The following is a 13,315-nucleotide window of genomic DNA, read 5'->3' on the forward strand; positions in this document are numbered from 1 at the left end:
ATGCATCATAATCCATATCAAGAGAGACTTAGTATGAGAGATTACAATAAAGAATATTCAACCTTTAATACTAATGACCCTGACAAAAAATATGAGTATAGCTTTGACAAACTCCTAAGACGCTATATGCTCCGTTCTTTTCTACCATTTTTGTCATCGGGTAAGGCATTAGAGTTAGGTTGCTTTCAAGGAGAATTTACTGAGATGCTGATAGATCACTTCACAGATATCACCGTTGTTGAGGCTGCTGACACTTTAGTAGAATACGTGAGAAATCGTGTGGGATATAGGGTTAAATTCATTAACTCAGTCTTTGAAACACTGGAATTGCAAGACAAGTACGATGCTATTTTTCTAATTCATACGCTTGAACATTTAGATGATCCTGTCTTCATTCTACGTAAAATTAATTCCTGGTTATCAGATCAGGGACTGCTTTTCTTAGCTGTCCCCAATGCAAATGCTCCATCTCGGCAAATTGCCGTTAAGATGGGTCTTATTTCTCACAACACGGCAGTTACTGAGGCAGAGTTTGCTCATGGACATAGAAAAACTTACGCTTTTGATAGCTTAGAAAAAGATACTATTGATGCTGGTCTCAATATTGTTCATCGAGGCGGTATATTTTTCAAAGCATTCGCCAATTTTCAATTTGACAAATTATTAAGTACTGACATAATTTCAGACTCATATCTAGAAGCTTGTTACAAATTAGGAATGCAATACCCTGATCTCTGCGCCAGTATTTTTATGGTTTGCGAAAAAGGTTGTATCTAATAGGTTACATATTTTATCAGCAAGGTCTATTTTTTATGCCTCACTGGTCTAAACGAAGGTCTATTTATGAAGATTACTATAATGCAGCCGTATTTATTTCCGTATCTAGGGTATTTTCAGCTTATCAATATAGCAGATAAATTTGTAATTCATGATGATGTACAGTACATAAAGGGAGGCTGGATCAATAGAAACCAAATTCTATTAAATAGAGAAGCTTACCTATTTACATTGAGCATAAAAAATGATTCTGCTTTTTTGAACATCAATCAGAGGTTTTTTACAGAAAACTTTGATAAAGAAAGAAAAAGATTGTTAAATATAGTAGATTTGTCTTATAGAAAAGCGCCTTATTACTCAAACATTAAAAAACTATTAGATCGTATTTTATATATAGATGAAATAAATATTTCAAAAATGATAACACATAGCTTAAAGCTCATTTGTGATTATTTAGATATTGGCACACAAGTTTATTTCTCCTCGGAACTTAATAAAGACAATACATTGAAAGGGGAAGAACGGGTTATCAGTATAAACAAGTGTTTAGGGTCTGACCATTACATAAATTCAATTGGAGGAGAGAAATTGTATTCAAGAGAGGTTTTTAAAAGAAATGATATCAAGTTGTCATTTATTCAGCCAAGATATGTTGAATATAATCAATTTAATAATCAGTTTGTTCCTTGGCTTTCAATCATTGATGTTCTAATGTTTAATGACAAAGAAAAAATTCAAAAAATGTTGAATCAATATGATTTAATATAAATGCAAAAATATTTATATTTTTAGGAAGAGGAAAAACAAGTTACTAGGTATATATTTCATTTAATAGATAGCAAGCATAAGACTCATACCTATTCAGATAAATATAAACTTATATGAGGTTTTAAATATTGAGATGAAGTCTAGAGTAAAACCAATTGGAGGTTTTTTTGAGTTAGAAATCCAAAATAAAGATTGCAGCTATCATTCTAATGCAATTGCTCTTAGTAATGGAAGAGCTTGCCTAAATCTCATTCTTAAACACATTCAAGCCCAGAGAATATGGATACCTTTTTACACCTGTAATGCATTGTTGAAGCCGATTAAAACGAATCAAACTCCCTATAGCTTTTACTCAATTAATCTAAACTTAGAACCTACTGAAGATGTGAAATTAAAAAAAAACGAGTATTTGATTTATATCAATTATTTTGGACTGAAGGGCAAATTTATTGAAGCCTTAATTAATCGGTATAATGATCAAATTATTATTGATAATACTCAAGCATTCTTTGATAGAGAAAATAGTAAAGCTTGGTCTTTTAATTCGGCAAGAAAGTTTTTTGGTGTGCCAGATGGAGCATATCTTTATACTCCTTATGATATTCCTGTTGACTATGAAAGGAATACTGATTTGAGTTGTAATCATCTATTAAATCGTTTATTGGGTAAGCAGAAACAAGCATATCAAGAATTTATAGAATATGAAAAAGGGCTGGATGATAAAATTAAAAAGATATCACTGATTTCTGAATATTTGCTTGCTAATATTGATTATTTAAATGTTGCTCAAAAGCGTCGACATCACTTCAATTATTATCATTCATTCTTTGAAAAAATTAATCAATTTAATTTACCTTTAGCAACTAATGCTATTCCTTACTATTATCCTCTTTTAGTCAACAATAGAATAGATAAAAACCTATTATATGATCAAAATATTTTTATTCCAATATTATGGAAAGATACAACTCATAGAGGATTACAAGGATTTGATTTTGAACACGATTTAACGCAAAAATTACTTGCACTTCCAATAGATCATAGATATGAGATTGATGACCTAGATTATGTGATTAAATCAATAAAAGAACTATTAAAAAACTAAGAATGTTCACATTGAGAGAGATTTCCAAAAAGGATCTAAAAATAATTAATGCATGGAGAAATGACCATGATATTATCAATTTTCTTGGGTGTAATTTTCTTTATATTTCTGAAGAGATAGATGAAAATTGGTATCAAAACTATCTTAATAATAGAGATAAAAACCTTAGACTTTCTATTATTGAATCAGATAATAATAATATTATCGGCAATGTCTATTTAACAAATATTCAATCGATTAACCGTTCTGCTGAATTTTCAATTGTTATCAGTAATAAGGATTACTGGTCTAGAGGTATTGGAGAAGCAGTGTGCCGAGAAATTATTAAGCACGCTTTTATTGATTTGAATCTTAACCGTATTTATCTCTATGTTCTTGAGCAAAATACTAGAGCTATTAGAATGTATGAAAAAGTTGGTTTTTTTGTAGAAGGAAAGTTGGAAGAGGCAGTTTATAAAAATGGCAGCTACCATAACACTTTTGTGATGGCGATTCTTAGAAGTAATTATAATAAAGATATTCAAAACAATAATAAATAGTATGAATGCATGATATAAGAAAGTAAACCAATTTTAAAATGATAGTTTTTAAGAAGTTGTGGGTAATCTAATAACTAGCAAGACTGCTAGAACTTTGAGTGTAGCAATAGCAAATTTTGATACATTGCAAGTTTAAGTAGTAATTATTTATCATAACTGAGTCCAATTGAAACATTTGAAATATAGTAACAGCAAAATTATGTCCCAATTTATCGATGATATTATCCATGCTTTTTATGTAAATATTCATAATTTTCAGGAAAATAACTGGGATTATGAGAGATTTCAAACCTTATCAAAGGATTATACCAACAGACAGATTTTTATAGACTCATACAGTTATTATCTTAAGTTTCTTTTCCAAAATCAGGAAAATCTTCAGCAAGTTCACAAAATTCTAGCTGATTCTGAGTCTAAGAATTGGTTAACAAACTTATTACTTTTCAGACTAGTAGGACATCTACACTTTAAATTACCTACTAATAATGAACAACACTGGCGAGACAGACAAAAAGCTAGGGAGATGATAGTTTCAGAATCTAATGTAGATTACTCTGGTATTTTTGGTGAATTGCAGAAGTATGCGGTTAGCTTTGAAAATCAACATATTACTATTGATTGCTGGTCGGGCAATGTAGCTTGGACATTTTTGTTCAAGCAGTATTACTTTAGTAGAAATAATGTTAAAATCTGTCCTGAGCCAGGAGATTATGTGATTGATGCTGGTGCGTGCTTTGGTGATACAGCAATGGCTTTTGCATCAACTATTGGTTCAAAAGGAAAAGTTTTTTCGTTTGAAATAGAGCCACATAATTTAGATGTATTTTGCTACAACTTGATGCAGAATGAAGATTTAGCAGAAAGAGTAGTTATTAGTGATTATGCTCTAACGGATAGTTCAGAAACTCAGCTTTATTTACATGGCGAAGGACCTGGTGCAAATATTAGTAAGACTCCATCGGAAATACCTCTAGCTACTACGACAATTGATCAACTTGTATATGAAAAAAGTATAGATAGAGTGGATTTTATTAAAATGGATATTGAAGGAGCTGAATTAAGTGCCTTACATGGGGCTTTAGAAACTATCCGTAAGTTCCGTCCAAAACTTGCTATTTCTATATATCACAGACCAAATGATATTTTTGATATTCCTATTTTTATCCATAGTTTAGATATTGGCTACCAGTTGTATATAGATCATTACACGATACATTCTGAAGAAACAGTGCTTTACGCCAAAATTATGGAATAAACCACAAAAAGAATTTTTGCTTTTTAATATATCAAAGCTCCTCACCTTTGAAATGTCCGATAATGATTTGTTTAAAATATTTTCTAAAGTTTTTCAAAATACAAAATTAAAAAATGGTTCAGATGAAACAACAATTGAATAATTTAGCTATATTTACTGGCATACCAACGTTCACAGAAAAATTGCACGTTGGTCGTCCTAATATTGGAAGCCGCGAGCGCTTACTTAATCGTATCAATGACATCTTAGATAGAAGATGGCTAACGAACAATGGCCCTTATGTACAAGAATTTGAGCAACGTATTGCTGAATTTGTCGGAGTAAAGCATTGCATTGCTAGCTGTAACGCTACAGTAGCATTAGAAATAGCTATCCGTGCTGCGGATTTAAAGGGTGAAGTTATTGTCCCTTCTTTTACCTTTATCGCAACTGCACACGCTCTACAATGGCAAGAAATTACCCCAGTCTTTTGTGATATTGATCCTAAAACCCACAACATCGATCCAAAGCAAATAGAGCAATTAATAACTCCACGTACTACAGGTATTATTGGCGTTCATTTGTGGGGTCGTCCATGTAGTGTGGAAGCTTTAAGTAAAATTGCCCGTACCCACAACTTAAAATTAATGTTTGATGCGGCTCATGCTTTCGGCTGTTCACATCAAGGACGTATGATTGGTAGCTTTGGAGATGCCGAAGTTTTTAGCTTCCACGCTACTAAATTTTTGAACACATTTGAGGGCGGAGCAATTGTGACTAATAATGATGAATTAGCTGCAAAAATTCGCCTGATGACTAACTTTGGTTTTGTCGGTATGGATAACGTTATCTATATTGGTACAAACGGGAAAATGCATGAAACATCAGCGGCAATGGGTTTGACAGGACTTGAAAGTTTAGAAGAGTTTGTGACTATCAATTATCGTAATTATCAACAATATAAACAAGAATTGCAGAGTATTCCTGGACTGAGACTTATTGCTTATGACAAAACACAAAAATGTAATTATCAGTATATTGTTTTAGAAATTGATGAAAAAGATTTTGGTATAAGCCGAGATTATTTAGTTGAAATATTACAAGCTGAAAATGTTATTGCTCGAAAGTACTTCTATCCAGGTTGCCATAATATGGAACCTTATCGTTCTTATTTTCCTTACAATAGGCTATTACTACCTAAAACTGAAAAACTTGTCAATCGAGTACTCTGCCTACCAACAGGCACGGCATTAAAACCAGAAGATATTAGCAAAATTTGTCAAATTATCAAGTTAGTCGTTGCAAATAGTTGTGAAATTTCCAAAGTCCGTTATTATTCACACATCTAAAATTTATATCTTAGAGGTAAAAGTATGAAAGTAAGTGTTTTAATGGTTACTTATAACCATGAAAATTTTATCGCTCAAGCAATAGAAAGTGTATTGATGCAAAAAGTCGATTTTGAATATGAACTTGTGATAGGCGAAGATTATTCTACAGATAATACACGTCAAATTGTAATTGATTACCAAAGAAAATATTCGGACAAAATTCGCTTATTATTGCCAGATGTAAACTTGGGGGCGCACAAAAATTTTTTAAATACATTTAAAGCCTGTCAAGGTAAGTATCTAGCAATATTAGAAGGTGATGATTATTGGACTTCAAGTAAAAAACTACAAAAACAAGTAGATTTTTTAGATAAAAACCTAGACTTTGTTATATGTTTTCACAATGTATTAGTATTTTGGCAAGATAACAGTCACTCACCTAGTATTTTTCTACACAATCAGCCAAAAACATCTACTATAGAAAATTTGTTAGTAAATAACTTTATTTCCACTCCTTCGGTAATGTATCGTGCTGGTTTAGTACAAGAGTTTCCCGCTTGGTTTTATGAACAAAGTATGGGAGATTGGACTTTCCATATCTTAAATGCACAGCATGGAAAAATCGGATATATTGATGAAGTGATGGCAGCATATAGAGTTCATGCCAAAGGAGTATGGTCTAGTAAAAGGCGAGAATCGCAAATCAAAGAAACTATTAGAATGCTTGAGACTATAAAGCATAATCTTAGTTCTCAATATCAAGCAATTATAAATACATCCATAAATTTATACTCTCAACAACTAGCTAGTGTATTAAATGAACAAAAATTAAATAGATTACAGCAAGAAACTGATTACAAGAAAACTAACTTATTAGAAGAACAGCCGTTAGTTAGTATTTGTATTCCTACTTATAATGGGGAAAAATTTATTGCAGAAGCTATTAATAGCGTGTTACACCAAACTTATCTAAATATAGAAATTATTTTATCTGATGATAATTCTACTGATATAACCGTTGAAATTGCTAAATTATTTAACCAGAAATTATGCTATAATTTCTCAATTCTTGAACATAGCCAATATGGACTAGCTCAAAATTGGAACTTTTGTATTTCTCAAGCCAAAGGTAAATACATAAAATTTTTATTTCAAGATGATTTATTAGAACCAACTGCTATTGAAGAAATGGTTAATTTGGCTGAACAAGATGAAGAAATAGGTTTAGTTTTCTCACCGCGAACACTCTTCACTAATACTGGCAACACCGTCTATGATTCAAACTTTTTAATGTATCACGAAGCTAAAGATGTACACAAAGCTTGGTCAACATTAAAGCCAATTCAATCAGGACAGCAACTTTTACTAGATCAAAATATACTTGACAGCCCAATTAATAAAATTGGAGAGCCAAGCACAGTACTAATTAGAAAAGATGTTTTTGAGAAAGTAGGATTATTTAATTCCACATTTTGTCAACTTGTGGATTTAGAAATGTGGCTCAGAATTATGAGCCAATATAAAATCGGTTTTGTTGACAAAGTTTTATCCCACTTTAGGATACACCCACAACAACAAACTCGTCGAAATGCTGCTTTAAAAAATGCTATTTTATTAGATTACCAAAAACTGTTTCAGACAATTTACAGTGATACACGATATCCTCAAGCAACAAGACAACAAGCTCTTTATAGATATGCAGCTTTGAGTGACCAGAAGACTGAATTATGTCAATTACGAAAACAAATAGCAGAAGAATGGTTAAATATTTCAGAGGAACAAATAAAAGATAGGTACGTAAGTCTGCTAGGTAAAACATATCAGATGTTACTGAATAGTGGCATTAAATATGAAAGCCTAACTGATGAAGAAGAAATTTTTGCTAATGATATAGTTAAAAATATATCTCAAGGTTTTGAGCAGCCAAAAGCAATTCAGTATTTACTAGCAGCTATGCTGTATCGCCGTGCTGACCAGTTACCATTAAAGCATGACCTCTCTCGTATACCTCGTTGGTTACTTAAAGACTATCTGCAATTCCTATTTTCATCCCCAGTTAACTTTCAAGAACCGGGTGATGCAGATAGTTACTATTACTATATGCAGGGATGGATTGATTATTTACACACATCAATACTAAAAAATCCTGATTCTCCCTTGTGGCATGAAATAATTAATAACTTTACTTCCATTGCTAGTTTTATCCCCCTATATTTTAATGAGCATAATCTTAAAGATATCTATGTTAAACGTGGAGAGATTATAGAGTTCTTACTGAACCTGAAGGGATATCAGGTAGATTACGAGTTTGCTGATAGACCTACAAGTAGAAAAAAAATTCGCTTGGGTGTCCTGGCTGCACATTTTCTACCTGGTTCTGAAACATTTGCTTACCTGCCTGTTTATGAGTATATCAGTAGAGATTTTGAAGTAATTTTGTACTCTCTTAATCAAACTGGTCATCAACTAGAGCAATATTGCCAAAGCTGTGCCAACTCCTTTAAGCTGCTACCACAAGATTTAGTAGAACAGGCAAATATTATTCGTGCTGATGATCTCGATATATTATTTATTGCTACCAATGTGACGGCAGTAACCAATCAAATCTGCTTCTTATCAATGCATCGGTTAGCTAGAATACAAGTCACAAGTGGTGGATCTGTGGTAACAACAGGGATGCGGCATATAGATTATTACATTTCTGGTACGCTAACCGATCCATCAGCAATGGCAGAACAGCAATATCAAGAAAAATTGGTAAAACTTGAAGGAACTGCTCATTGCTTTAGTTATGGTAATGAAGAAGAAAATATAACTGTCAAAGTTGATCGAGAAAGTTTGGGTATATCCGAAGAAACAGTTATTTTTATCTCTGGTGCTAACTTATTTAAAATCATCCCTGAACTAATTGATATTTGGGCAAAAATAATTTCTGGAGTTCCTAACTCTGTTTTAGTGCTTCTGCCATTTGGCCCAAATTGGTCAAACAATTATCCTAAGAAAGCTTTTGTAAATCACTTAATTAAAGTGTTTTCAAAGCATGGAATACAAGCAGAACAATTAATAGTTTTAGATCCTCAGCCAGTGCCAAACCGCCAAGAAGTTAAAGAATATTTCAAAATTGCTGATATTTATCTAGATTCTTTTCCATTTGCTGGAACAACTTCTTTGATAGAACCACTACAGGTTAATTTACCAGTAATTGCTAAACGGGGAACTAGTTTTCGCTCTGCAATGGGGGCTGCAATGGTGCAAGCATTAGATATACCTGATTTAGTTGCCGATAGTGAAGATTCTTATATACAGTTAGCGATCGCACTCGGAACCGATCCTGAATTACGCCAACAAAAGAGTGCCAAAATCAAGGAAAAAATACAAGCTAATCCTAGTTTTCTAGATAGCCGCGCTTACTCAGCTAAGATAGGCAGTCTCTTCCAAGAACTATTTAGTAAATATCTTGCAGATACCCTGAGTCAAAATTTCCGCTTAGGAGATATCAACCTAGTTATTTTCCCAGACTGGTTACAGCCAGAAGACCTACTGTATCAAGATTTAGTAAGTGTCATTTCTACTCTCACTACTCACCCAGATAAAAGCCACATAACTCTCCTCATAAATACTGAAAATATTTCTGAAGAAGAAGCCGATATGCTTTTATCATCTTTGACCATGAATTTTCTCATGGAAGATGAAGTAGACATAACTGAGGGGCCAGAAATTTCTCTGCTAGGTAAAATAAGTGATGTACAATGGAAAACTCTTTTGCCTAGAATTAATACTCGAATTGCTTTAGCAACAGATAATCAATCTGCGATCGCACAAGCCAAAGCAGAAACTCTTCCATCCTGCGATATAGATAGCTTAAGTTTGTAGCAAGCACTTTACTGATTATTAAACAACGCTATAAGGACGCAGTGGCAAGGGAAAAACAACAATGATACAGGAACCCGTTTTTGAAGAAAGCAGTGGCAACGTATTTGCTGACCTCGGTTTGTCCAATGCTTCAGAACTTTTTACGCGGGGCAAGATAGGGATTGAAGTACTCCGCCTCCTCTCTCAACGCAACTTGAAACAGCGCGAAATTAGCGAACTTCTTGGCATTCCCCAACCAGAAGTATCTCATTTGATGAAAGGAGAGTTTCAACGGTTCAGCGAAGGCAAACTCCTCATTTTCCTTAAGCGACTTGATACGGAAATCACTTTGCATCTTCGCCCTCGTCATGCGTCGGGCCAATCTGCTGAAACTGTGATATCGCTATAGGGCAAAATCCGCCTACGCGAGTTAAAAATCTTGCTTTTTTGTTAGTCCACGGAGGTGGACTTTGCTTGTGTAGTGGTAAATTACATATCGCTTCTCATTTGGATGCAATACGCTCTAACCTCTCTTCAAACCTCTATTTTAAAAGGAGAGAGGCTTTGAATCTTACTCCCCTTCCCTACGAGGGAAGGGGCTGGGGGTTAGGTCTGTATTCCATGTAATTGAGAATCGCTATAGTTCTGCCACATTTGTTCATAAGCCTTCTCCATTTCACGGGTAAACTGCTTACCATTCCACAGGGGGGCTGTTTGTCGAGATGCTTTCAATTTCAAAGCCACCTGCTGGCGTAAAGTCTCATCTTTCCCCAAGCGGACACCCCACTCAATATACTCTTCATCACTCCAGGCGATGCCTTCTGTAATCCCTGCATTCATCATCATAGTGTAGCTGTTACGCGCTGCAAATTGTTCGCCGACTCGCGTCACCAACGGGATACCCATCCACAATGTTTCTAAGGTTGTTGTCGCTCCGTTGTAGGGAAATGTATCTAATACAATATCAGCAATGCCTAAATTAGCACGATGAACTGACTCTAAATAAACTTGTGGTAAAAATCGTAACCGAGAACAATCTACACCTTCTTCTTCGGCAATTTGGTAAAAGAAGCGTTTAATTGTTTCCTCCTCAGCAGGCCCTTTAATCAAAAAGTAGCTGTTAGGTACTTGTTTGATAATTTGCATTTGCCACTTTGTCGTTTCTGGATGGCGTTTATATCCTCTTTGGGCGCTGAGATATACAACAGCATCCATAGGAATATCCAAGTCGTCGCGGCGGAGAGTTGGTACACCAACTTCAAAACCATCTACTGCTATGTAAGTTTGAGGTAATCGCCAGATTTTCTCTGTATAGTAATCTTGTGCATCATTTGGCAGTACATAAGGATCTGCAATAAAGTAATCAATTGCAGGTATGCCTGATGCATCCCACCCCAGCCAAGTAACTTGAATTGGTGCTGGCTTGAGTGCCATCACTTCACTGGTGATATCTAAAGTAATGCTATCAAGGTCAATTAAAATATCAATTTCATCTTGATATATCTGGTCAGCAATTTCTAGACCATTTATACCTAATTGACGAGGTTTTTCTGCCTGACCTAGATACCATTCTTGGAGATAGTCATTTACTAATTGGTAGTTAACAAAATAAGTATGAATATCAAATTTATCTCGATTATGATGCTGAAATAGCCAGCGAGCTAGCCAACCAACGGAATGATTCCTTAAAGCGTAAGATACATAACCAATTTTTAATTTTTTAGTCGATGAATATAAATTACTATTAGTGCTATTTTTATGACAATATTTTTTTCCTTCTAATTGGGCAAAAGCTTTAATATAGAAGTCAAAAATCTCAGCTACCTGATTATGAATAGCTCGAAAATCCGCAGGAGCATCTTTAATGTGAGGAATCGCAAAAGATGGCGTAAGTAACCGTAATATTCTTCCTTCTTCTAAAGGAATTCGTTCAGCTTTAATAAACTGTTGATACACATTTTCCAATTCTTGACAAGTTGTACATATTTCTTGCCAATATCCTCCGGCTGTCATTAGACCTCTTAACAGCAAATGTAGGGCAAAAATTTTATCCGCCAAGCTTTCTGATAAGGAATAACACAATCTAGCTGTCTCTATGCCCTGAGAATAATTACGAGCGTCTTGATAAAAAGTCGCTAAGTGCCGCAAAATTTCTACATTATTTGGCTCCAATCGTAAATGCAGTTCTAGTATAGATGCTGCTAGTAAAGGCTGCCGCAAAGTATGACCAATTTGGATAGCAGCAGGAAGTAGTATAGAAAAGCATTCATGAGTATTAGAAAAATAAGGAAGACTAGCTTCTATTAAATTTAGATTAATTGGATGTAAGGGAACAGTATTTAAAAATTCTTTTAAAAATTGGGTTAATAATTCGGTATTGATTTCTATATTTTCTTTTGCGTTTAAGTTTTCAATTAATCCCCAATCATTCAAATTATCAATTTCTTCAAATTTTTGCAACTTGATAGAAAGTATAAAAATTTGAAGCAAATTATTTATATTACTAGGATTAATTTCTCGTATATGCTGGCGAATTAACCAAGCTAGAGAATATTCTGTCAGTATTTCGCGTCTTTCAGCTTCTATTTGTAAAAATTGAAATAGTTCATTTATCCAGATTGGTAACTGATCTTCATCTGCCTCTGTTATTGGCAGCATCCAAGTCATTTGAGCTTCTGCTTCTTGCCCTTGTAATAGCAGTAGTAACCCTAAATGCCAATAATAAGAAATATTATTTGGTTCTATTTCTATTGCTTGTTCGTATAACTGTGCTGCTTGCGAATATTTTTCTTGAATGAAGTATTGTTCAGCTTGATTTTGCCAATTACATATATTAGTAATCATTATAATTCTCTGAGAAAATTTTATGAGGAATATACTTGTGAACAACTTACATAACAGAAATAAAGTGGATAGAAGTATCTACCCACTTTGGAAAATATATAGTTGAGAGACAATTTATATACTGTTTGTCCCGGGTTGGTTACTTAGCCAAAGAGACGTAGCTGGCAGGACAAGTAGGTTGTCCAGCGGTAGTGCCAATTGTAATGGTATCTGCATTTGCACCACCGTTAACCATAGCGCTGTTAGATTCACACAAAACAGCTACGGTAGTAGCTTCACTCGTAGCTTGTTGGGTTGTTATCTCTACAGCACCAACATAGGCTTTGAGAGGCGCACCACTATTTATTACTTTCGCTCGGTTGTTTATTGAACTAGCATCTCCACCACTAACAGCCGTATATGTGTAATTTATAGTTTGTGTTGCAATACCAAGGCCTAAACTACCAATTGAAGTTGAAAATGTACTATTTTCTAAGTAATAAGCTTGTTGAGCACGGTTCATGGAACCTACATAAGTTTTTGCTTCTGACTGCTTGGCTTTGTTTGCTTGGTTCAAGAAAGAAGGCAGAGCGATCGCAGACAAAATACCGATAATGATAATTACAACTAGTAATTCAATAAGTGTAAAACCCTCATCTCCCTTCTTCTTGGCGAGGATGTGTTGGATAAATTTGGCTTTTAGTTCGGTTTTCATAAGTGTTTTCCCAGGGGTAGGGGTTGCTTGGGTGTTCTAGATGTAACTTACCCAGATGCGATCGCTTTCCTATCACCTCCAGAAAAAAAGTTTGGCAAGATCCGGTTACACAATCCAGAATCCTTGTATCCCAATTGACACAGATATAACTAAGCCCCTGGTGTTCACCAA

General features: G+C 34.3%; 10 protein-coding genes. 8 read left to right on the forward strand and 2 right to left on the reverse strand.

Annotated features, from left to right (window positions below; genetic code table 11):
• Positions 1-33 precede the first annotated feature (33 nt).
• The 8 genes from V7K44_RS28430 to V7K44_RS28465 all read left to right on the forward strand — a co-directional run bounded on the left by V7K44_RS28430 (position 34) and on the right by V7K44_RS28465 (position 10,015).
• Entirely contained in the window at positions 34-777 is a 744-nt protein-coding gene (locus tag V7K44_RS28430) for a class I SAM-dependent methyltransferase (protein ID WP_334936657.1), read from the forward strand.
• Between the two features lie 66 nt (positions 778-843).
• A complete protein-coding gene (locus V7K44_RS28435) occupies positions 844-1,545 on the forward strand; it encodes a WbqC family protein (protein WP_334936659.1) in 702 nt (233 codons plus the stop codon).
• Positions 1,546-1,678: 133 nt separating this feature from the next.
• Entirely contained in the window at positions 1,679-2,650 is a 972-nt protein-coding gene (locus V7K44_RS28440) for a hypothetical protein (RefSeq protein WP_334936661.1), read from the forward strand.
• Positions 2,651-2,652: 2 nt separating this feature from the next.
• Entirely contained in the window at positions 2,653-3,189 is a 537-nt protein-coding gene (locus V7K44_RS28445; protein WP_334936663.1) for a GNAT family N-acetyltransferase, read from the forward strand.
• Between the two features lie 199 nt (positions 3,190-3,388).
• A complete protein-coding gene (locus tag V7K44_RS28450; protein WP_334936665.1) occupies positions 3,389-4,444 on the forward strand; it encodes an FkbM family methyltransferase in 1,056 nt (351 codons plus the stop codon).
• A 113-nt stretch (positions 4,445-4,557) separates the two neighbouring features.
• Positions 4,558-5,772 carry an aminotransferase class I/II-fold pyridoxal phosphate-dependent enzyme gene (locus V7K44_RS28455; RefSeq protein WP_334936667.1) on the forward strand — a complete coding sequence of 405 codons (1,215 nt, stop codon included), beginning with the start codon at positions 4,558-4,560 and terminating at the stop codon, positions 5,770-5,772.
• A 24-nt stretch (positions 5,773-5,796) separates the two neighbouring features.
• The gene (locus tag V7K44_RS28460) at positions 5,797-9,627 is read left to right on the forward strand and encodes a glycosyltransferase (protein WP_334936669.1); all 3,831 of its coding nucleotides are present in this window, start codon (positions 5,797-5,799) and stop codon (positions 9,625-9,627) included.
• A 61-nt stretch (positions 9,628-9,688) separates the two neighbouring features.
• Entirely contained in the window at positions 9,689-10,015 is a 327-nt protein-coding gene (locus V7K44_RS28465) for a helix-turn-helix domain-containing protein (RefSeq protein WP_334936671.1), read from the forward strand.
• A 197-nt stretch (positions 10,016-10,212) separates the two neighbouring features.
• On the opposite strand, the gene V7K44_RS28470 is transcribed toward V7K44_RS28465, so the two are convergent.
• Together V7K44_RS28470 and V7K44_RS28475 are read right to left on the reverse strand one after the other, a co-directional pair.
• The gene (locus V7K44_RS28470) at positions 10,213-12,450 is read right to left on the reverse strand and encodes an O-linked N-acetylglucosamine transferase, SPINDLY family protein (RefSeq protein WP_334936673.1); all 2,238 of its coding nucleotides are present in this window, start codon (positions 12,448-12,450) and stop codon (positions 10,213-10,215) included.
• Between the two features lie 139 nt (positions 12,451-12,589).
• Positions 12,590-13,144: a type IV pilin-like G/H family protein gene (locus V7K44_RS28475; protein WP_334936675.1), complete on the reverse strand. Its 555-nt coding sequence runs from the start codon at positions 13,142-13,144 to the stop codon at positions 12,590-12,592.
• Between the last annotated feature and the right edge of the window lie 171 nt (positions 13,145-13,315).

The sequence above is a fragment of the Nostoc sp. genome (assembly GCF_036917235.1).
Taxonomy (GTDB): domain Bacteria; phylum Cyanobacteriota; class Cyanobacteriia; order Cyanobacteriales; family Nostocaceae; genus Nostoc.

Excerpts from the sequence above, each read along its gene's own strand:
- V7K44_RS28430 (WP_334936657.1), top strand. The coding sequence starts at position 34 with ATGAGAGATTACAATAAAGAATATTCAACCTTTAATACTAATGACCCT.
- V7K44_RS28435 (WP_334936659.1), top strand. The coding sequence starts at position 844 with ATGAAGATTACTATAATGCAGCCGTATTTATTTCCGTATCTAGGGTAT.
- V7K44_RS28440 (WP_334936661.1), top strand. The coding sequence starts at position 1,679 with ATGAAGTCTAGAGTAAAACCAATTGGAGGTTTTTTTGAGTTAGAAATC.
- V7K44_RS28445 (WP_334936663.1), top strand. The coding sequence starts at position 2,653 with ATGTTCACATTGAGAGAGATTTCCAAAAAGGATCTAAAAATAATTAAT.
- V7K44_RS28450 (WP_334936665.1), top strand. The coding sequence starts at position 3,389 with ATGTCCCAATTTATCGATGATATTATCCATGCTTTTTATGTAAATATT.
- V7K44_RS28455 (WP_334936667.1), top strand. The coding sequence starts at position 4,558 with ATGGTTCAGATGAAACAACAATTGAATAATTTAGCTATATTTACTGGC.
- V7K44_RS28460 (WP_334936669.1), top strand. The coding sequence starts at position 5,797 with ATGAAAGTAAGTGTTTTAATGGTTACTTATAACCATGAAAATTTTATC.
- V7K44_RS28465 (WP_334936671.1), top strand. The coding sequence starts at position 9,689 with ATGATACAGGAACCCGTTTTTGAAGAAAGCAGTGGCAACGTATTTGCT.
- V7K44_RS28470 (WP_334936673.1), bottom strand. The coding sequence starts at position 12,450 with ATGATTACTAATATATGTAATTGGCAAAATCAAGCTGAACAATACTTC.
- V7K44_RS28475 (WP_334936675.1), bottom strand. The coding sequence starts at position 13,144 with ATGAAAACCGAACTAAAAGCCAAATTTATCCAACACATCCTCGCCAAG.